Source organism: Rhodobacter ferrooxidans (genome assembly GCF_000176015.1).
Classification (GTDB): domain Bacteria; phylum Pseudomonadota; class Alphaproteobacteria; order Rhodobacterales; family Rhodobacteraceae; genus Pseudorhodobacter_B; species Pseudorhodobacter_B ferrooxidans.
This window is the reverse complement of sequence record NZ_ACYY01000005.1, coordinates 63567-84455: the sequence shown is the minus strand read 5'-3', so window position 1 is coordinate 84455 and position 20889 is coordinate 63567. Positions and strand designations below refer to the sequence as shown.

Here is a 20889-nt window from a genome sequence, read left to right as displayed (position 1 = left end):
ATTCCTGCAAGGCCTGATTACATCCCACACACGACCTTGCCTCCTTCAACCCAAAGGTCTGCCATGCGCCCGATCCAAGCCTCGTTCCCCGCCGCCCGGTTTCGCCGCACCCGTCGCACCGACGCGCTGCGCCGCCTGACGCAGGAATACTCGCTGACGGTGGATGATCTGATCTGGCCGGTGTTCGTGCGCGACGGGGTGAATGTCGAAGAGCCGATCCATTCGATGCCCGGCGTGTTGCGCCGGTCGGTTGACAATGTGGTGAAGGCGGCAGAACAGGCGGCGGCCCTGGGCATCCCGGCGATCTGCCTGTTTCCCTACACCGACCCCAGCCTGAAGACCGAGGCCTGCGAAGAGGCCTGGAACCCCGACAATCTGGCCAACCGCGCCATTCGCGCGATCAAGGCGGCGGTGCCGGACATTGCGGTGATGACCGATGTGGCGCTGGACCCCTACAATTCGAACGGCCATGACGGGCTGGTGCGCAACGGCATCATCCTGAACGACGAGACGCTGGAGGCGCTGGTGCGGATGGCGCTGGTGCAGGCCGATGCCGGGGCCGACATTCTGGGGCCGTCGGACATGATGGATGGCCGGATCGGCGCGATGCGCGACGCGTTGGAGGCGGCGGGGCACAAGGATGTGGCGATCCTGTCCTATTCCGCCAAATATGCCAGCGCCTTCTACGGGCCGTTCCGCGATGCCGTGGGGGCCAGCGGTGCCTTGAAGGGCGACAAGAAGACCTATCAGATGAATCCCGCCAACAGCGACGAAGCCCTGCGGCTGATCGAGCGTGACCTGCGCGAGGGGGCCGACATGGTGATGGTCAAGCCGGGGATGCCCTATCTGGATATCTGCCGCCGGGTGAAGGATGCCTTTGGCGTGCCGACCTATGCCTATCAGGTGTCGGGCGAATACAGCATGATCAAGGGCGCCGCCGACCGCGGCTGGATCGACGGCGACAAGGCGATGCTGGAAAGCCTGATGTGCTTCAAGCGGGCGGGTTGCGACGGCATCCTGACCTATTTCGCCCCCGCCGTGGCGAAGCTGTTGCAGGACGGATGACCAGCCGCCGCAGCGTTCTGGCCGGGCTTGCGGCGCTTGCCGTCGCCCGGCCGGGGGCTGCCGCCCTGCCCCGGCCGCTGCTCGGCACGACCCGCTGGCCGCATGATGTGACGCTGAAGGCGATGGGTCAGGTGCAGCGCTTTCTGGCCGAAGAATGTGATATGTCGGCGCCGATGATCCTGGGCGGCGTGCCATGGGCGGATGCAGTTTCGGGCAATTTCAGCGCGGTGTTGCAGGGCGAATTGTCCTGGAAAGCCCCTGCCGGTCACAAGGTGCTGCTGTCGCTGGGCGCGCTGGACACCCTACGCCGAGGGCTGGCACCGCTTTCGGCCTGCGCGAAAACCAGCCGCTGCCACCCGACTGGGCCGACCGTGCCTTCGACGACCCGCAGGTGATCGCGGTCTATATCGCCTTCTGCCTGCGCGCGGCAGAAATGATGCGCCCCGACTGGCTGATGCTCGGCGTCGAGGTCAACCTGCTGCTGCTGGCCACGCCCGACGCCTGGCCCGCCTACAAGCGGCTGCACCGCGCCACCTATGTGGCGGTGAAGGCGCGGTTTCCCGATCTGCCGCTGGGGTTTTCCATCGCCGGGCTGCATTTCCTTGGCCTGTCCGACGATGCCGACGCCGCCCTGCAACAGCGCGAGATGGCAGAACTGGCGGACCATGCCGATTTCATCGGCTTTTCGGTCTATCCGCACCTCAGATTCAACGTGCCGCAGCCGCTGCCCGCCGATTTCTACGACCCCTTCGCCGGTTTCGGCGCACAGGTCGGCAAGCCGGTGGGGATCAGCGAAAGCGGCATGTCCTCGGAACGGGTGCGGGTCGGCCTCTGGCGGTTGCCCGGCTCGCCCGAGGCGCAAGCGCATTGCATGCAGGTGCTGCTGGAGGCAGGCCAGCGCCTTGGCTTTGTCTTCATCGTCAACTTTGCCAGCCACGACTACCCGGCGCTGATGAAACATGTCCCTGCCGAAGCGCAGTATCTGGCGCGGCTGTGGACCTATACCGGGCTGGTCGATGCCGAGGGGGCGGCCAAGCCGGTGCTGGCGCTATGGCGCGCGGCGCGGTGATCGGCAAACGCTTGCCGATGATGCCAAGATACATGACAAGGCTGCGAAAAACCGCTATATCTGGGGTAACGGGGCCGCAGAGCCCCTTTGGCGAGGCATAAAGGGCAGACAGATGGCGGGAATTTCCAGACGCAGCTTTCTTGGGGCAACCGGTTCGGCACTGGTGCTGACGGCCTGCGGCAACGGTGTCGGCGGCAATGGCAGCGGCTCGATCGACGGTCGGGTTGATGCGACGCGCGACTATCTGTTCCAGAACTATCCCGGCACCCGCGATCTGGCGCAGAAGGCCTTTGGTGTGCTTTACATGCCGCTGGTCACCGAGGCGGGCTTTGGCGTCGGCGGCGCTTACGGGCGCGGCGCGCTGCGGATCAACGATGTGACGGTGGATTACTACTCCACCGCCAAGGCCACCTTCGGCTTCCAGATCGGCGCGCAGCAATATGCCCATGCGCTGTTCTTCATGACCGAAAAGGCGCTGGGTGATTTCCGCCGTTCCAACGGCTGGGCGGTCGGCGCCGACGTGCGCTATGCCACGCCGGAACAAGGTGCCAGCCTTGGCAAGGAAACCACCGAGCTTGACCCGGTGATCGCCTTGGTCTTCGGTCAGTCGGGCCTGATCGCCGGGGCGACGCTGGCGGGCGTGAAATACACGAGGATCATCCCGTAACGCCCTGATATTACTAGGGTAACAGGCGGCGGATCAGCGACGAGGTATCGTCGCGGCCGCCGCCCAACAGCTGCACGTCCTTGTAGAACTGGTCGATCAGCGCGGTGACCGGCAGGCGGGCCCCGATCTGGTCGGCGGTTTCCAGACAGATGCCCAGATCCTTGCGCATCCAATCCACCGCAAAGCCGTAGTCGAACTTGCCGTCCAGCATGTTGGCGTGGCGGTTGACCATCTGCCAACTGCCCGCCGCACCTTGGGAAATCACCTCGACCACGGCGCGGCCATCAAGTCCCGCCTTGGCGCCAAAGGCCAGGGCTTCCGACAGGCCCTGCATCAGCCCGGCAATGCAGATCTGGTTCATCATCTTGGCCAGTTGCCCGGCCCCGCTGTCGCCCAAACGGCGGCAGATCCGGGCGTAGGCCGCAATCACCGGCTCGGCCCGGGCATAATCCTCGGGCGCACCGCCGCACATCACCGAAAGCACGCCGTTTTCCGCCCCCGCCTGGCCACCCGACACCGGTGCATCGACAAAACCGATGCCGCTTTCGGCGGCGACCCCGGCCAGTTCGCGCGTCACCTGCGCCGATACCGTGGTGTGGTCGATGAACAGGCCACCCCGCGCCATGCCGGCAAAGGCCCCCTGCGGCCCAAGGCAGACCGAGCGCAGATCGTCGTCATTGCCGACACAGGCCAGCACCACCTCTGCCCCCTTGGCCGCCGCCGCCGGCGTTGCGGCAGAGGTGCCACCGTGCTTTTCGACCCAGGCCGCCGCCTTGGCCGGGCTGCGGTTATAAACCGTGACCGCATGCCCTTTGGCCAACAGGTGCCCGGCCATCGGAAACCCCATCACGCCCAGCCCCAGAAACGCCAGTTTCGCCATATCCGCTTTCCCCGCAATTGCCCCGCCGCGCGCGATGGACTAGGAACCATCGCAACCCGAACGTCAAGAACAGGCCCGCCATGATCTTTGTCTTCCGTTGGCTCTTGCGGCTTTTCACCGGGCTGGTGCTGCTCAGCCTGCTGGGCCTGCTGATCGCCTGGTATATCCTGTCGCGCTCGCTGCCGGACTACGCCGAAGATTTCACCCTGCCCGGCATCTCTGCCCCGGTCGAGATCGTGCGCAACAACGACAATGTGCCGCATATCTTTGGCGCGACCGACGCTGACGTGTTCTTTGCGCTTGGCTTTGTTCATGCCCAGGACCGGCTGTGGCAGATGACCATGCTGCGCCGCACGGCGCAGGGGCGGCTTTCCGAAGTGTTCGGCGCCCACACGCTCAAGACCGACGAGATGATGCGGCGGCTTGATATTTACAACCTGTCGTTGCAGTCGGTATCCGCTCAAGACGCCGAGACCACCGTGGCGCTGCGAGCCTATGCCAAGGGGGTGAACGCCTGGATAGATCAGGTCAACGCCGATGCCCGCGGCCGCGGCGCGCCGGAGTTCTTCTTTTTCTCCAACGAGATCGCTGCCTGGCAGCCAGCCGACAGCATTGCCATCCTGAAACTGATGGCGCTGCAAACCTCGACCCATATGGATGCCGAGATCCTGCGGGCAAGGATGTCGCTGATCCTGCCCGACAGCCGTTTGCGCGACCTTCTGCCCGATGATCCGGGCACCGGCGTGACCGCCCTGCCCGATTTCGCCAGCCTGATGCCGGGTCTGGGTGGCGCGCCGGCGCCGTTGCAACTGGCCGAGGCCGACCCGCTGTCGCCTTTTCCGCGCTGGGGGTTTGGTGGGGCGTCGAACGCCTGGGCGGCAGCGCCCAACCGCTCGGCGGCGGGGGGCAGCCTGCTGGCCAATGACCCGCATCTTGGCTTTACCGCGCCGACCATCTGGTATCTGGCGCGGCTGCAACTGCAATCGGGCGGCGTGATCGGCGGCACCCTGCCCGGCACGCCGCTGGTGCTGCTGGGCCGCTCGGAAAAGCTGGGCTGGGGGCTGACCTCGTCCTATCTGGATGATCAGGATCTGTTCATCGAAGAGGTCAACCCCGACAATCCCGACGAATACCGCACGCCGGACGGCTGGAAACGGTTCGAGAGCCGCCGCTCGATCATCGCGGTGAAGGATGCCGACCCGGAGACCATCACCCTGCTGTGGACCGACAACGGCCCTATCCTGCCCGGCGCGCATCACGATCTGGGCTCGATCACCCCTGCGGGCGACGTGGCGACGCTGTCCTGGACCGCGCTTTCCGCCGCCGACACCTCGATGACCGCGGCGCTGCATCTGATGCAGGCGGGGTCGGTGGCGCAGGCGATCGAGGCGGGAAGCCTGTTTGTGGCACCGTCGCAGAACCTGATGCTGGCCGATGCGCAGGGCATCGCCTTGCAGACCGTCGGCGCCATGCCCAGGCGCGACCCGGCGCATCAGACCCAAGGCCGGATGCCCAGCCCCGGCTGGATCGCCGGCAACCGCTGGCAAGGGATGCTGCCCTACGCCGACAACCCCTCGGTGGTGAACCCCGGCACCGGCATCCTGGGCAACACCAACAACAAGACGGTGGACCGCCCCTTCCCGCAGCATGTGTCCTTCACCTGGGGCGATACCCAGCGCATCCAGCGGTGGCTGACCCTGATGAAAACCCGCGAGGTGCACACCCGCGAAAGCTTCATCGAGGCGCAGCTGGATACCGTCAGCTTCACCGCCCGCAGCCTGCTGCCGCTGATCGGCGCCGATCTGTGGTTTACCGGCGAGGCCGCGGCCACCGGCACGCCGGAATTCACCCGGCAGCGGGCACTGCAACTGCTGGCCGACTGGAACGGCGAGATGAACGAGCATCTGCCAGAGCCGCTGATCTACATGGCCTGGCTGCGCGCCTTCAACGACCGGCTGATCCGCGACGAGATCGGGCCGATGGCCGATATCTTCACCCATCCCGACCCGGTGTTTCTGGAGCGGGTGTTGCGCAACACCGATGGCGCCGGGGTGTGGTGCGACATCATCCAGTCCTCGCCGATCGAGACCTGCACCGACATCGCCCGGGTGGCGCTGGACGAGGCGCTGCTGCGGCTGACCGAAAGCTATGGTCCGGCCATCGAAAGCTGGCGCTGGGGCGACGCGCATCAGGCGGCGCAGGATCATCCGGTGCTGGGGGACGCGCCGCTTTTGCGCTATTTCGTCAACCTGCGGCAATCGACCTCGGGCGGCGACCAGACGCTGATGCGCGGGCTGACCAAGGGCACCGAGCCCGCGCCGTTCCTGAACGTGCATGGTGCCGGCTATCGCGGCGTCTATGACTTTGCCGACCCGGATTCCTCGGTGTTCATCCTGTCCACCGGCCAGTCGGGGCATCCGTTGTCGCGGTTCTACGACGATCTGGGCGATCTGTGGCGGCGGGGCGAGTATATCCCGATGTCGCTGGACCCCGAACTGGCCCGCGCCGCAGCCGTCGGCATCACCCATCTGACGCCGCAATAGCCAAAGGGCGCCGCGGCGCCCCTGGTCTTTTTGCCTTTGCGCCGATCGACATTCCGGTTGCCCGGGCGATGCGGGGTCAGGACGCCAGACCGTAAAGCTGCCGCGGCCTTGCCCGGAACTCGGCCATTTGTTGCGGCAGCGCGGTAACGCTGGCGGGCATGCTGTTGCCCAGCTTGAACCGCGCCACCATCTCGGCCAGATGTTCGGCATCCTGCCGGATGGCGTGATGCTGCACCGTGGCCTGTTCGACCATGCCGGCGTTCTGCTGCGTCACCTGATCCAGTTGCACCATGCCCAGCGACACTTCGCCCAGACTGGTGGACTGGTTGCTGATTGCCGTGGCGATGCCGCCCGCGAGATCGGCCACCCCGGCGAATTCCCGGGTGATCGAGGTCAGCGCCTCGCCGGTGCGGTCCACCAGATTGACGCCGTTCAGCACCTGGGTGGCGCTGCTCTGGATCAGGGTCTTGATCTCGCGCGCGCTGTCCGAGGTGCGCTGCGCCAGCGCCCGCACTTCCGAGGCCACCACGGCAAAGCCGCGGCCGGCATCGCCCGCCCGCGCCGCCTCGACGCCCGCGTTCAGGGCCAGCAGGTTGGTCTGGAACGCGATATCGTCGATCACCGAAATGATGTGCGAAATCTGATCCGAGGATTTGCGGATATCCGACATCGCTACCACCGCCTCTTGCACGATGGCATAGCTGCTTTCGGTCTCGCTGCGGGTGCGTTGCACGATCACCGCCACCTTGCGGGTGTCATCGGCCACCGAGCGCACCGATTGCGACAACTGTTCCACCGCCGCCACCGATTGCTCCAGCGTTGCCGCCTGATTCTCGGTGCGGTGTGACAGATCGTCGGCCGATTGGCTGATGCTGTCGGCACCAGAGCGGATACGCTCGGCGGCGGCCACGACTTCCGACAGCGTGCCCGACAGCGTCTCCAGCATCTGGTTCAGGTCGATCCGCAGCGGTTCGTATTCGGCGGGAAACACGTCGTCGATGCGGCAGTTCAGGCGCCCCTCGGCAAGGGCGGCGATGGTGCCGCGCAGCACCTCGATCACCCGCGCCTGTTCGTCGGCGGCACGGTGCTGGCAGGCTTCGGCTTCCGACGCGGCACCCAGACTTTCGCGCATGTGGTCAAGATTGCGCGCAAGTTCGCCGATTTCGTCACCGCGTGCGGTTTCCGGCACTCGGGTGTCGAAATGTGCATCTGCCACAGAGGCCATCGCCCGGTCCACCCGGCGCAACGGCAGCACGATGATCGCGCGCAGCGCCAAGGCCGCGAGGATCGCCAAGGCGACAAAGATCGCCAGCGCAATGCCGCGCGACCGCCAGGTTGCCGCCGAAATCGCCGCTTGCAGGCTGGCATCCGACCACAGGATGGCAATGCCGCCCAGGGCCTTGCCGTCACCCGACCGCGCCAGTTCGATCCGCTGCAACCCGTCGGCGCTGTTGATCGCTGTTCCGTCCGCCAGCGCCTGCGAGATCAAACCCGAAAGCAGACCGGCATCGGCGGCGCGGTCGGGCGGCACCGCGGTGATCACCGCGCCCTTGGCATCAAACGCCACCGCCAGTTCCGCCGCCCCCTCGGTGCGCTGCAGCGCGGCTGCGACTTCGTGGGCGATGTCGTCGCCCTTGCGGAACTTGATGGCGGCGGTGGTGCCCGCCGCCAGCGATTGCGTCACCTCGTCAGCAAGCCGCACCAGACCATCGGTCGCCACCCGGCTGGTCAGGGTGGCGGCGTTCCACGACAGCACGGCCGTCACGATGCCGCTGGTCACCACCATGATCAGCAGCGCCCGAAGGAAAACCGAGGTGCGGCGCGGGATCAGCTTTTTGAACAGTCGGGAAAACATGGCGGCCATCCTTTGTATTGGTCCGGGGCAGATCAGATCAGCGATTCGGCATCGACGCCGATGGTCAGCGTGCCCAGGGCCTCGCCCGTCGCCGGATCGGCCACTGTCACCGAAATCTGGCCCTGATAGCGCTGGGTGGATTCGTCCATCTCGACGTCCGAAATGAACACGCCCTTCGGATCGGGATAGACCTTGGAAAACTTGTCTTCGTCGCCCTGCCAGTAGTCCGAGGTCGGATCGGAGGCCGCGACGTTCAGCCCCTTGGCGTCGGTGATGAAGGCTTCGGTGATCTTGCCGCCCGAATCGGCCACCTTGGTGCGCAGGAAATCGGCGGCCGGATTGTGCAGCACGCCGCCCACCAGCGCGGAATCGGCGGCCGACACTTCGCTGCGCCATTGCGCATCCATGGCGTCGATCGTCGCCTGATCATAGCTGCCGGTGGTGGCGTTCTGGGCGCGGATCGCCGCCACCAGCGCCGGATCGTTGGCCCAGCCGGCGATATCGCTGCCAAGAAAGCCTTGCAGCGCCGGGGTGAAATCGTCAGCCGCCGCCGGAACGGCCGACAGCAGCAGGATTGCGATGACAGTGCGTTTCATTCGGGAACCCATCGGTTGAAAATCGGTCCGCCCCATCGTGGGGCAGCAACGCTCTCAACCTCGTGCAGCGAACCTTACGTTCGCTTTAAAAGCCGCAGGACCCTGGGAACTATTTCATTAAAATTCGCGGTAACGCTGTTCCTGCCGGGCGGTCCAGCGCAGGTCGATCTGCCAGCCGTCCTCGGTTTGCGTCTCGGCCAGCACCACGCCCTCGGCATGCAGCCAGGCGTGGCGGCGACCCTCGCTGAACGGCAAGGTCAGCCGCAGATCGGATTTCGCCTCGTCAAACGCCCGGCTGATCGCCTCCAGCAATTCCGGCAATCCCTCGCCGGTCAGCGCCGACAGCGCCATCACCCCGTCGCGGCCCTGCGCCTGCTGCACCAGCCCGTCGCGCATCGCCCCCTGCACCAGATCCAGCTTGTTCCAGATCTCGATCTGCGGCGTCGCAGCCTTGACCCCCAATGCCGCCAATATCTTCGCCACATCCGCCGCCTGTTCGGCACTTTCGGGGTGGGAAATGTCGCGCACATGCAGGATCAGGTCGGCCTCCAGCACCTCCTCCAGCGTGGCGCGGAACGCCGCCACCAGTTGCGTCGGCAGGTCGGAAATGAAGCCCACGGTGTCCGAGATGATGATCTTGCGCCCCGAGGGCAGCACCAGACCACGCATCGTCGGGTCCAAAGTGGCAAACAGCATGTCCTTTGCCAGCACCTCGGCGCCGGTCATGCGGTTGAACAGCGTCGATTTTCCGGCGTTGGTGTAGCCGACCAAGGCCACCAGCGGAAACGGCACCCGGCGGCGGGCGGCGCGGTGCAATTCGCGTGTCTTTACAACCTTTTCCAGTTGTCTCTTGATGCGGATCACCTGATCGTCGATCGCCCGGCGGTCGGCCTCGATCTGGGTCTCGCCGGGGCCGCCGACGAAACCGAAGCCACCGCGCTGGCGTTCCAGGTGGGTCCAGGCCCGCACCAGACGGGTGCGCTGATAGGACAGCGCCGCCAGTTCGACCTGCATCACCCCTTCACGGGTGCGGGCGCGGTCGGCAAAAATCTCGAGGATCAAGCCGGTGCGGTCCAGCAGCTTGACGCCCCAGGCCTTTTCCAGATTGCGCTGCTGCACCGGGCTGACCGGCCCATCGACCAGCACCAGATCAACCTCCAGTGCGGCAAACCGCGCCTTCAGCTCATCGACCTTGCCCGAGCCGAACAGCGTGCCGGGCTGCATCCGCCCGACGCGCACCACTTCGGAACCCACAACCTCCAGATTGGGCAGGGCTGCGGCCAAAGCCACCGCCTCGGCCAGCCCGTTCTCGGCCAGACGCCGCTCGCGGTCGGCCCTCAGGTCGGGGTGCAGCACATAGGCGCGGGTGGCGGCCTCGGCGGTTTCATAGGCGTCGATGCCGCTGCCGTCGGGCAGGGCAAAGTCATCATCCGCATCATCGGGAAGATCTGGGTCAGACGGATCGGAGATCAGTCTTCCCCCTCGTAAAGGCTGATCGGCGCGCCCGGCATGATGGTGGAAATCGCGTGCTTGTAAACAAGCTGCGACTGGCCATCGCGGCGCAACAGCACGCAGAAATTGTCAAACCAGGTGATGACGCCCTGCAGCTTCACCCCGTTGATCAGAAAGATCGTGACCGGAACCTTCGCCTTGCGCACATGGTTCAGAAAGGCGTCCTGCAAATTCTGTTTATCGGCTGCCATTGGTTCTTGCCTTTTTTTGTCGCGCGTTTCTTGCCCTGGAGGTAGCAGTCGCGTTCCCAGCGCCTGATTTCAGTATGAAACGGCTTGTCGCCAGATTCCAGCCCAAAAAACAGTCCGTTACATAACCCGCCGCCCTGCGCGGTCAGCGTCGCCAGTTGCCGGGTGCCAGCAGCGCCAGAATGGCCAGGGTTTCCATCCGGCCCAGCACCATGGCAAAGCCCAGAATCAGCTTGGCACTGCTGTCCAGATCGGCAAAGCTGATCGGGGTTTCCCCCGCCATCTGCGCCAGCGGCCCGGTGGTGGTCAGCGCCGACAGGGCCAGTATCAGCCCCGGCTCGAACGAAATTCCGGTCAGCGACAGCGCTGCCATGATCAGCCCGATCGACAGCGCGAACAGCACGAAGAACACCCAGGCGACATAGGCGCCCTCGCGCCGCAACCGCCGCGCCGCAGGCCCGGAGCCGCCGACCGAGTTGGGATGGATCAACCGCTCCAGTTCGCGCTCGCCATGGCGGAACAGCGCATAGACCCGCAGCAGCTTGACCCCGCCCGCCGTGGTGGCCACGCCGCCACCGACAATCGCCAGCCCCAGCAAGATCATCCCCGGCGTGCCAAGCCCCGACCAGGTGCGCGACGATACCCAGTCGGTCGAGGCAAAGCCGGTGGTGGTCAGGAACGACAGCGTGGTGAAGGCAGCCCCCCACAGCGCGTGCAGGAAACCCGGCAAATCCTGGCCCTCGGCCAGTTCGATGGCCCCCAGCCAGTGCCGCAGGAACAGCACCAGCGTCACCACCCCGACGATGGTCATCGCCATCCGCACCTCGGGGTCGCGAAAAACCGAAGCGTCGCGGTCGAACAGTGCCGCCCCCGGCAGTGCCCTGCGGGTGACGCCAAAGATCAGGAACAGGAAGATCAGCCCCTCGCCCGCCAGCCCCGAGGATGATCCCGACAACCCCGCCACCGGCGAGATGCCCGAGGTCGAAAGCGTGGCCATCGCATGGCACAGCGCCACCAGCCCGGTCTCGCCCGCCAGCGCCAGCAGCGCCCACAGCACCAGCGTCAACCCACCGTAGGCCGGAAACAGCACCATCGCCTGCCGGGCGATCCGGTGTGAGGCATCGGCGCCATGGCCGAACTGTGCCGCCCCCGGTGCGCCCCGCCCCGGCGCATTGCCGGTCAGCACCTCGATGCCGCCCAGGTTCAGCGGCGCCAGCACCGCCACCGCCATCAGCAGCACATAAAACCCGCCCAGCCAGCCCACCAGCGCCCGCCACAGATGCAGCGTGTCGGGCAGCCGCCCCGGCGTGTCGTAAAGCGTGGCCCCGGTGGTGGTGAACGACGACAGCATCTCGAACCAGGAATTCAGGAAACTGGTATCCTTGACGGCCAGCAAGAACGGCAGCGCCAGCATCACCGGTAGCACCAGATAAGCCGCCAGCAGCGCCACCAGATGGTTGCGGCTGTCATCGCGCCAGCGGCCACTGGCCGTGGCCAGCGCCACCAGCCCGGTGATGATCAAAAGGAAGGTGCCGGAATAGAAGAACGCCCGCGCGACCGGAAATTGCCCGAGCGCAAGGGCATGGGCCGCCGGCAGATACATCACGACCGATGCAATCGCCATCAGGATGACCAGAAGCGGCATTTGGGCCAGGACGCGCATCGCCTAGAAGAAGTCGATGGAGACCTGCAACAGGCGCTCCAGCTCCGGCACATCCTTGGTCATGGCGAACATGGCGATCACGTCGCCCTCTTCCATCCGCAGATCGCCGGTGGGTTTCATCACCTTCTCGCCCTTCATCACCGCGCCCACCAGCACGCCTTCGGGGAACTCGATGTCGCGGATCAGCTTGCCGGCCATCGGCGAGGTGCCCAGGACCTGCGCCTCGATCATTTCGGCCTCGGCATCGCCGATCGAATAGATCGCCCGCACCCGGCCGTGCCGGATATGCCGCAGGATCGAGCTTACGGTGGTGGCGCGCGGGTTGATGTAGGCGTCGATGTCCAGCGGCCCCAGCAGCGGCACCAGCGAGGGGTCGTTGATCAGACAGATCGCCATCGGGCAGCCCGCCGATTTGGCGCGCACCGCCACCAGCATGTTGGTCTTGTCGTCGTCCGTCACCGCCAGCACCGCATCGGCCCGGTCGATCGAGGCCTCCAGCAGCAGGTCCATGTCCATGCCGTCGCCATGCAGCACGATGGTGCGCTCCAGCCGGTCGGCGGCATATTCGGCGCGTGCGCGGTCCATCTCGATCACCTTGGTGCGCACCCGGTCGGACCGCGCCTCCAGCGCCCGGGCCACGCCAAGGCCGACGTTGCCCGCGCCGATGATCACCACCCGTTCCTGTTTCTTGGTCTTCTTGCCAAAGATTTCCAGCGTGCGGCCAAGATCCTCGCTGTTGGCAAAGACATAGATCTGGTCGCCGGCATATAGCTGGTCGCCGGGTTCGGGCGCAAACAGCCGGCCCTTGCGCCGCACCCCGACCACGATGGCACGCAGGGTGAAGAACAACTCGTCCAACTGCCGCAGCGAGGTGTTCAGCACCGGGCAATCCTCGGCCAGCGCGATGCCCAGAAGCTGCGCCCGACCACCCATGAAGCTTTCGGTGTCGAAGGTCGCGGGCGCAGCCAGCCGCTGCAATGCCGCTTCGGCCACCTCGCGTTCGGGGCTGATCACCACGTCGATCGGCAGATGGTCGCGGCGGAACAGGTCGGTATAGGCGGGGTCCATATAGCTTTGGCCACGCAGCCGGGCGATCTTGCGGGTGATGTCGAACACCGAATGGGCCACCTGACAGGTGACCATGTTCACCTCGTCGGAATGGGTGGCGGCGATGATCATGTCGGCGTCGCGGGCGCCTGCCTTTTCCAGCACGTCCGGGTAGGAGGCAAAACCCACCACGCCCTTGACGTCCAGCGTTTCGGTGGCCCGCCGCACCAGATCGGCGTTGACATCCACCACCGTCACCTCATTGCGCTCGCCCGACAGGTGGCGGGCGATCTGCCAGCCCACCTGCCCCGCGCCGCAGATGATCACTTTCATACAGTCCTCCGAGGGTGCGACAGCCCGAACCCGGCACAGCGCCTTGCATGGCAGAAGGCGCGATGATCGTCAATTGAACGGGGGCGGCGGCATCAATCCTCGCCGCCCTCGTCGTCGTCCTCGTCGTCTTCCAACCGGGCGGTGCGGCCACCCAGCTTGGCGGTGGTCACCACGCCCAGCGATTTCAGCTTGCGGTGCAGCGCGCTGCGCTCCATGCCGACGAAATTGGCGGTGCGGCTGATGTTGCCGCCAAAGCGGTTGATCTGGGTCAGCAGATATTCCTTTTCGAACAGCTCGCGGGCCTCGCGCAACGGCAACGTCGCCATCGCCCCGCCCAGCACCAGCCGCCCGTCGCCGTCGGTCGCCACATCGCGGCCCGGCAGTTCCCGCGCCTCGATCGGACCGTTGCTGTCGCCTAGGATCAACACCCGCTCGATCACGTTGCGCAGTTGCCGCACGTTGCCCGGCCATTGCATGGTCTGCAACAGCGCCTCGGCCTCGGGCGACAAGTCGCGCAGCGGCAGGCCTTGCGTCGCGTGAAACATCTCGACGAAATGCCGGGTCAGGTGCGGGATGTCCTCGCGCCGGTCCTCCAGGCTGGGCACCGGAATCGGCACCACGTTCAGCCGGTCATACAGTTCCTGCCGGAACCGGCCCGCGCTGATTTCGCTGCGCAGATCGCGGGTGGTGGACGAGATCACCCGCAGATCGACCCGCACCTTGTCGGCGCCACCGGCCCGGCTGAACTGCTGTTCCACCAGCACCCGCAGAATCTTCGACTGCGTTCCCAAGGGCATGTCGGCCACTTCGTCGAAATAGACCACGCCGCCATGCGCCTGTTCCAGCAGACCCTTTTCAATACCGCGATCCGAGGTTTCGCGGCCGAACAGCACCTCTTCCATGCGTTCGGGTTCGATGGTGGCCGAGGAAACCGACACGAACGGCGCCGAGGCGCGGTTGGAATTGGCATGGATGAATCGCGCGGCCATCTCCTTGCCCGACCCCGCAGGCCCGGTCAGCATCACCCGGCCGTTGGATTTCGTCACCTTCTCGAGCTGCGCCTTCAGCACCTTGTAGGCCGGCGACTGCCCCAGCATTTCCGAGGACGACACGTCGCGCCGCCGCAGATCGCTGTTTTCCCGCCGCAACCGCGAGGTTTCCATCGCCCGCAACACCACCACCATCAACTGGTCGATGTTGAACGGCTTTTCGATGAAATCGTAGGCGCCCTGCTTGATCGCCGCCACCGCGATCTCGATGTTGCCATGGCCCGAGATGATCACCACCGGCACATCCGGGTTGTCGCGCTTGACGGTTTTCAGGATGTCGATGCCATCCATCCGGCTGTCCTTCAGCCAGATGTCGAGGATCATCAGCGCCGGCTCCTCGGCATTGATTTCCGCGATGCACTCGTCGGCATTGGCCGCCAGCCGCACGGTAAAGCCCTCGTCGCGCAGGATATCCCCGATCAGTTCGCGGATATCGCGTTCGTCGTCCACAATCAGAATACTGCTCATGTGTCCCCCTGGCCCACCAGGCCTGCGTTTTTGCCAGGCCGTGCCTTGGTGGCGCGCGGCCCGCGGGGCAGACGGATCTCCGCCATCGCCCCGGCATGCGAATTGCCTTCAAATACCGCGGCATCCGTCAGGATCAGCGTGCCGCCATGTTCCTCGATGATCTTCTTGACGATCGGCAGCCCCAGCCCGGTGCCCTTGGCGCGGGTGGTGACATAGGGCTCGAACAGCCGCGCACGATCCGGCGGCAGGCCGATGCCATTGTCAGAGATGCGGATCACCGCAGTTTGCTCATCCGCCGTGAAGGCCACCCGAACCTCGGGCGCAAAACCGGCGGGCACGCCCTTTTCCTGCAAGGATTCAATGGCTTCTCCGGCGTTCTTGATGAGGTTTGTCAAGGCCTGCGAGATCATCGTGGCATCAACCTCCAGCACCACCGGCTCGCTGGGCAGGTCGGTCTTGATGCTGACGCCGGGCTGGCCTGCCTGTTGCAGCAGGACGGCATCGCGCAGGATCGCCCCCAGATCGTGTTCGTGGCAATCGGGTTCCGGCAACCGGGCAAACTTGGAAAACTCATCAACAATGCGCCGCAAGTCATTGGTTTGCCTGATGATAACGTCGGCATACTGGTCCAGGTCTTCGCCCTGATCCCCCACCAGAGGCCGGAACTTGCGCTTGATCCGCTCGGCCGAAAGCTGGATCGGGGTCAGCGGGTTCTTGATCTCGTGGGCGATGCGGCGGGCCACGTCGCCCCAGGCCGCCATCCGCTGCGCCGACACCAGATCGGTCACATCGTCAAAGGCCACCACGTAGCCTTCCAGACGGCCCTGATCGGTGCGCCGCACGCTCATCCGCACCAGCAGGCTTTCCATCCGGCCACCGCGGGTCAGCCGCACTTCTTCCTGCACGGCGCCCCCGTGGCTTTGTTGCAAACGCTGGAACAGCGGCGCAAATTCCGGCACCGCCAGCGCCAAAGCCCGGTCGGGCGTGCCATCGGTGAAGGCCAGCAGCCGTTCGGCCGCCGGGTTGACGAAATCCACCCGGCCGCGCGCGTCCAAGCCGATCACCCCCGCCGTCACCGACGACAGCACAGAATCAAACAGCCGCCGCCGATCCTCGGTCTGCCGGTTGCCCGCCACCAGAGCATCGCGCTGGCCCTTCAACTGCCGGGTCATCTGGTTGAACAGCCGCCCCAGCATGGCAATCTCGTCGTCGCCTTCCTCCTCCAGCACCTGCACGTCCAGATCGCCGCCACCGACCCGCTGCGCCGCCCCCGCCAGCCGCCCCACCGGACGGGAAAGCCGTTCGGCAAACCACAGCCCCAGCCAGATCGCCGCCAGAATCAGGATCAGCGCAAAGCCCAGATACAGCAGGCCGAATTCGAACAGCAGCCGCCCGCGTTCGGATTCAAGCTGGTGATACAGCCGCACGGTTTCGCGGGTCTCGTCCAGCAGGCTGAGGATCGAGCCATCGACCTTGCGCGAGATGAACAGAAAGCGGTCGGCATAGGCGTCCAGATGCACCAGCGCGCGGAACTCGTTGTTGGGCCAATCCTGGATGATCACTGTCTCGCCGGCCTTGGCGCGGGCGATTTCTTCGGGCGTGGGGGCGGTAAAATCGAACAGATAGGATTTCTCGCCGCGGGTGCGCAGGGTGCCACCGCCGTCAATCAGAAACGCCGCGCGCAGCCCGCGCTGAATCTGGCCCTGACCTTGGGTCAGCACCGGTCGCAGTTGCGCATCCTCAAGGAAGAACGTCGATTGCTTGGCGACGTTCAGATAGGCGGCAAAGGCCTCGGCATCCTCGCTCAGGCCGCGGACATGCTCGCCCTCATAGGCCTCGGCGGCGGCCAGCGAGTTGCCCACCACCTGCCGCACCCGATCGGAAAACCAGCCCTCGACGCCGACATTCAGCGTCAGCACCGCAAAGACCGCGATCAGCACGGTGGGGGTCAGCGCCAGCAGCGCGAACACGCCCGACAGCCGCAGATGCAGCCGCGAGCCTGCCGACTGGCTGCGACGGTCGGCAACGATGCGCATGACGCGGCCCAGCACCAGTGCCGCCACCACCAGCACATAGACCAGATCCGCCAGCAGCGTCAGCCGCAGCCAGGGCGAGTTTGCCCCCTGATTGAACGGCCCCAGCGCCAGAAAGGTCGCCACCGCCAGCGCCGGACCCAGCACCACCAGCCCCAGCGTCATCGCGGTCTGCACGCGCTTTTGCCGCCGCAACCGCAGCAGCCTGTTCCACGTGCTGTTCTGCACCGCTGAACGCAAGGGTCAACCGCTCCGATCCGGGGCCATCGCCCCACCCGCCATGGCAACGGGCGGTTTCCCGGGGCAAACCCCGAAGCCACGCGCCCTGTGGCGGTTTTACATCAGTTTGCGGCGGCGAGTCACGCGAATATCAAGGTCGGTGATCTTCTTGCGCAAGGTATTGCGGTTGATGCCCAGAAGGTCGGCACATTTGGCCTGATTGCCCGCTGTGGCATCCAGTGCAATTTCGATCAGCGGTGCCTCGACCTCGCGCAAGATCCGGTCGTAAACCCCGGCGGGCGGCAACTGACCACCGTGCAGATCGAAATACCGCTTCAGATGCCGCGCGACCGAGGTGGCCAGCCGCTCACCCTCGCCCAGGCCGCGATTCTGCGGCAGGGCGGGCTGGCTGCCAAGGGCGGCTTCAACTTCCGATCGGCTGATCTCGGGTTCCGAACCCGTCACCACCAGCCGTTTCAGAGTATTCTCCAATTGCCGCACGTTGCCGGGCCAGCTATAGCCGCGCACCAGTTCGCGCGCTTCCGCCGACAGCTTGCGCGCGGCCCCACCGTCGCGGCCGCCACGGGCCAGGAAATGCTCGGCCAGCAGGGCGATGTCGTCCACCCGCTCGCGCAAGCTGGGCACTTGCAGCGTCACGCCACCCAAGCGGAACAGCAGGTCTTGCCGGAAACCACCCGCCTCGGCCCGGGTTGCCAGATCGACCTGGCTGGTGGCCATGATCCGCGGCGCGTTATCGCCCAGCATGTCCAGCATCCGCACCATGCGGGCCTGCGCCTCGGCGTCGAAATCGGCCACCTCGTCGAACACGAGGCTACCGCCGCGGGCGCGGGACAGCAGCGCCGAGGGGCCATCCAGCCCCGCCAGATCAGAGCCCTGCGCCACCACGAAAGGCATCGAGCGGCGGTCGGAAAAGTCATGGATCGCCCGGGCGATCAGCGATTTGCCGGTGCCCGATTCGCCCGAGATCAGCACCGCCAGATCGGTGTTCATCACCCGCGCCACCAGCCGATACAGCGCCTGCATCGCCGCGGTGCGCCCGACCAGCGGCAGGTCATCCCCCGCCTCGCGCGGGGCGGCGGGGCTGCGCGGGCTGTGGCGTTTGACATCCAACGCCCGGGCCGAGCGTTTCATCAGATCGGGCAGATCGAAGGGCTTCGGGAGATAGTCGTAAGCCTCGGCCTCCGCCGCCTTCACCGCCGTCATGATGGTGTTCTGCGCCGAGATCACGATCACCGGCAGGCCGGGCCGCAGCTTGGAAATGCGCGGCAGCGCCTCCAGCCCGTTGCCATCGGGCATCATCACGTCCGAGATCACCAGATCGCCCTTGCCCTCTTCGACCCAGCGCATCAGCGTCACCAGACTGGAGGTGGCATGCACCTTGCACCCGGCCCGGGTCAGCGCCTGGGTCAGCACCGTGCGAATGGTGCGGTCGTCATCTGCCACCAGAACCGTGCCATCCATCTCAGCTTTCCTTTGCTTTGGTCAGTGCATTGTCGTCAGGTTTCGCCCTAGGAGCGCGGGGGGCTTCGGGCATCGACACCCGGAACACCGTGCGCCCGGGCACCGAATCGACGGCGATCCAGCCGTCATGGTCAGCGATGATCTTGGCCACCAGCGCCAGCCCCAGCCCGGTGCCGTTCTCGCGGCCCGAGACGAATGGCTCGAAGATTTCGCTGGCGATGCCGGGCGGCAGGCCGGGGCCGTCGTCGATGATCTCGATCTGCAACGGCAGCGGGCTGCCGGGGCCATCGGCGCGGCGGATGCGCAGCGACTGGTCGTAGAAACTGCGCAGCCGGATGGTGCCGCCCTTTGGCCCCGCAGCCTCGGAGGCGTTCTTGATCAGGTTCAGGAACACCTGCATCAACTGGTCGGGGTCGGCATAGGTGGCGGGCAGCGACGGGTCGTAATCTTCCAGAATCGTCATCCGCGCGGCAAAGCCCACCAGCGCCGAACGGCGGGCGCGGTCCAGCGCGTCATGGATGTTGGTGGCGCGGCGTTCGGGGGCGCGCAGGTTGCCGAACTGCTCGACCTGCTCCAGCAGTTTGACGATGCGGCGGGTTTCCTCGACGATCAGGTCGGTCAGCTCGCGGTCCTCGGGGCCTGCGTTCATCGAAATAAGCTGCGCCGCGCCGGAAATCCCCGCAAGCGGGTTCTTGATCTCATGCGCCAGCATCTCGGCCATGCCGATCGCCGATTTGGCGCCCCGCTTGGCCGCCCCTGCCCGGCCCAGCCGGTCGGCAATCTCGCGCGGCGAGATCAGCAGCAGGATCACCCGCGGATCATCGGCCATCGGCGCCACCTGCACCGTGCATTGCTGCGGGGCCCGCGCGCCGGTGGTCACCTCGACATCGTTGATGAACAGCGGCGCGCGGTTGGCCCGCACCCGCTGCATGGCATCCTCCATGTCGGCGTCGATGTGCAGGCGGTCGAACACCGGCTGATCCCGCAGGCTGCGGTTGGAGGCATTGAGGAAAATCTCCGCCGCCGGGTTGGTTTCCAGGATCCGGTCGGATTCGTTGACCAGCAGTGCCGGGAACGGCAGCGAGGCCCAGATCACCCCCGGCACCGGGTAAGGCGCGCGGTAGCCGGTCATGCCGCCACCTGCTGTTGTTCGGCAAAGGCGCTGCGCAGGGCGCGGATCACCTGTGCCGGGTCGTCCGCGGTCATCATGCCGCGCTGGCCCGCCACACCCGCAGCCTCCAGATACCAGCCCAAATGCTTGCGCGCGACCTTGACGCCAAGATCGCGGCCATAGAACCCCAGCATGTCCTGATAATGCCCGATCACCAGATCGGCCAGCGCCGCACCCTGCGGCACCAGCGGCTGCGGCGTGCCGTAAACCTCGGCAGAAATCTGCGCCAAAAGCCATGGCCGCCCCTGCGCACCCCGCCCGACCATCACGCCTGCCGCCCCCGAAGCCGCCAGCGCCGCCTGCGCCGATGCGGCATCGACAATATCGCCATTGGCAATCACCGGCACCCCGACCGCCGAAGTCACCCCGGCAATCGCCGCCCAGTCAGCCGCGCCCTTGTAGAACTGACAGCGCGTGCGGCCATGGATGGTGATCATCGCCACCCCGGCACTTTCGGCCCGCTGCGCCAGTTCGGGCGCGTTCAGCAAGGCCTCGTCCCAGCCCAGCCGGGTCTTCAGCGTCACCGGCACCTCAACCGCGCCCACCACCGCCTCGATCAGCCGCAAGGCGTGATCCAGATCGCGCATCAGCGCCGAGCCGGAATAGCCGTTGGTGACCTTGCGCGCAGGGCAGCCCATGTTGATGTCGATCACCCGGGCGCCCTGCCCTGCGACAAAGCGCGCGGCCTCTGCCATCCAATGCGCCTCGCGCCCGGCCAATTGCACCGCCGTGGATGCCTGATCAAAGCCAAGCTCGGCCCGCGCCCGGGCCAAAGGCCGCGCCTGCACCACTTCCTGACTGGCGACCATCTCGGAGACCACCAACCCCGCACCGAACCCCGCCACCAGGCGGCGAAACGGCAGATCGGTGATCCCGGCCAAGGGCGCCAGCAGCACCGGCGGGGTGATCGCGACACCCTTCAGATGCAGGGCCGCAAGAGGTTTTTGACTGTCCATGGCCCTGACCTAGCCGCGGTGCCGTGACAGATCAATGAAACATCGCTGAAAATCTGGTCGAAAATCCGTTAATGCCTGTTTATTAGGCATCTA

The 20889-nt window shown here is 65.9% G+C and carries 17 protein-coding genes; 5 read left to right on the top strand and 12 right to left on the bottom strand.

Going from position 1 to position 20889, the window contains the following annotated elements:
* The first annotated feature begins 63 nt into the window (after positions 1-63).
* The 4 genes from hemB to RSW2DRAFT_RS05320 all read left to right on the top strand — a co-directional run bounded on the left by hemB (position 64) and on the right by RSW2DRAFT_RS05320 (position 2801).
* Positions 64-1065, top strand: coding sequence for a porphobilinogen synthase (gene hemB, locus RSW2DRAFT_RS05335; RefSeq protein ID WP_008028807.1), 1002 nt, complete (start codon positions 64-66; stop codon positions 1063-1065).
* Positions 1062-1460, top strand: a complete 399-nt coding sequence (locus tag RSW2DRAFT_RS05330; RefSeq protein WP_008028804.1) for a hypothetical protein — start codon at positions 1062-1064, stop codon at positions 1458-1460. Before hemB ends, RSW2DRAFT_RS05330 begins: the two co-directional genes overlap by 4 nt.
* Positions 1457-2134: a hypothetical protein gene (locus RSW2DRAFT_RS05325; RefSeq protein ID WP_008028802.1), complete on the top strand. Its 678-nt coding sequence runs from the start codon at positions 1457-1459 to the stop codon at positions 2132-2134. Before RSW2DRAFT_RS05330 ends, RSW2DRAFT_RS05325 begins: the two co-directional genes overlap by 4 nt.
* A gap of 112 nt (positions 2135-2246) precedes the next feature.
* Positions 2247-2801 carry a lipid-binding SYLF domain-containing protein gene (locus RSW2DRAFT_RS05320; RefSeq protein ID WP_008028799.1) on the top strand — a complete coding sequence of 185 codons (555 nt, stop codon included), beginning with the start codon at positions 2247-2249 and terminating at the stop codon, positions 2799-2801.
* Between the two features lie 13 nt (positions 2802-2814).
* Here RSW2DRAFT_RS05320 and RSW2DRAFT_RS05315 read toward each other — a convergent pair whose 3' ends face one another.
* The gene (locus RSW2DRAFT_RS05315; RefSeq protein WP_008028797.1) at positions 2815-3681 is read right to left on the bottom strand and encodes an NAD(P)-dependent oxidoreductase; all 867 of its coding nucleotides are present in this window, start codon (positions 3679-3681) and stop codon (positions 2815-2817) included.
* Positions 3682-3761: 80 nt separating this feature from the next.
* Between RSW2DRAFT_RS05315 and RSW2DRAFT_RS05310 the strand changes: the two genes are divergently transcribed.
* Entirely contained in the window at positions 3762-6224 is a 2463-nt protein-coding gene (locus RSW2DRAFT_RS05310) for a penicillin acylase family protein (RefSeq protein WP_008028796.1), read from the top strand.
* A 76-nt stretch (positions 6225-6300) separates the two neighbouring features.
* On the opposite strand, the gene RSW2DRAFT_RS05305 is transcribed toward RSW2DRAFT_RS05310, so the two are convergent.
* From RSW2DRAFT_RS05305 to dusB, 11 genes are all read right to left on the bottom strand, one after another.
* Complete coding sequence (locus RSW2DRAFT_RS05305) at positions 6301-8079, bottom strand: methyl-accepting chemotaxis protein (RefSeq protein ID WP_008028793.1); 1779 nt, start codon at positions 8077-8079, stop codon at positions 6301-6303.
* A gap of 32 nt (positions 8080-8111) precedes the next feature.
* Positions 8112-8675 (bottom strand): cache domain-containing protein, encoded by a 564-nt coding sequence (locus RSW2DRAFT_RS05300; RefSeq protein WP_040671653.1) that lies wholly within the window; start codon positions 8673-8675, stop codon positions 8112-8114.
* Positions 8676-8792: 117 nt separating this feature from the next.
* A complete protein-coding gene (gene hflX / locus RSW2DRAFT_RS05295; protein ID WP_050786777.1) occupies positions 8793-10091 on the bottom strand; it encodes a GTPase HflX in 1299 nt (432 codons plus the stop codon).
* A gap of 53 nt (positions 10092-10144) precedes the next feature.
* Complete coding sequence (gene hfq, locus RSW2DRAFT_RS05290) at positions 10145-10378, bottom strand: RNA chaperone Hfq (protein WP_008028786.1); 234 nt, start codon at positions 10376-10378, stop codon at positions 10145-10147.
* A 142-nt stretch (positions 10379-10520) separates the two neighbouring features.
* Positions 10521-12038, bottom strand: a complete 1518-nt coding sequence (locus tag RSW2DRAFT_RS05285; RefSeq protein WP_008028784.1) for a TrkH family potassium uptake protein — start codon at positions 12036-12038, stop codon at positions 10521-10523.
* A gap of 3 nt (positions 12039-12041) precedes the next feature.
* Entirely contained in the window at positions 12042-13418 is a 1377-nt protein-coding gene (gene trkA, locus RSW2DRAFT_RS05280; protein WP_008028782.1) for a Trk system potassium transporter TrkA, read from the bottom strand.
* A 92-nt stretch (positions 13419-13510) separates the two neighbouring features.
* The gene (ntrX, locus tag RSW2DRAFT_RS05275; RefSeq protein ID WP_008028780.1) at positions 13511-14935 is read right to left on the bottom strand and encodes a nitrogen assimilation response regulator NtrX; all 1425 of its coding nucleotides are present in this window, start codon (positions 14933-14935) and stop codon (positions 13511-13513) included.
* Complete coding sequence (locus RSW2DRAFT_RS05270) at positions 14932-17208, bottom strand: sensor histidine kinase NtrY-like (RefSeq protein WP_008028778.1); 2277 nt, start codon at positions 17206-17208, stop codon at positions 14932-14934. The genes ntrX and RSW2DRAFT_RS05270 overlap by 4 nt, the downstream gene beginning before the upstream one ends.
* Positions 17209-17304: 96 nt before the next feature.
* A complete protein-coding gene (locus RSW2DRAFT_RS05265) occupies positions 17305-18669 on the bottom strand; it encodes a response regulator (RefSeq protein ID WP_008028777.1) in 1365 nt (454 codons plus the stop codon).
* A 1-nt stretch (position 18670) separates the two neighbouring features.
* A complete protein-coding gene (locus tag RSW2DRAFT_RS05260; protein ID WP_008028774.1) occupies positions 18671-19801 on the bottom strand; it encodes a two-component system sensor histidine kinase NtrB in 1131 nt (376 codons plus the stop codon).
* The gene (dusB, locus tag RSW2DRAFT_RS05255; RefSeq protein WP_008028772.1) at positions 19798-20796 is read right to left on the bottom strand and encodes a tRNA dihydrouridine synthase DusB; all 999 of its coding nucleotides are present in this window, start codon (positions 20794-20796) and stop codon (positions 19798-19800) included. Before dusB ends, RSW2DRAFT_RS05260 begins: the two co-directional genes overlap by 4 nt.
* Between the last annotated feature and the right edge of the window lie 93 nt (positions 20797-20889).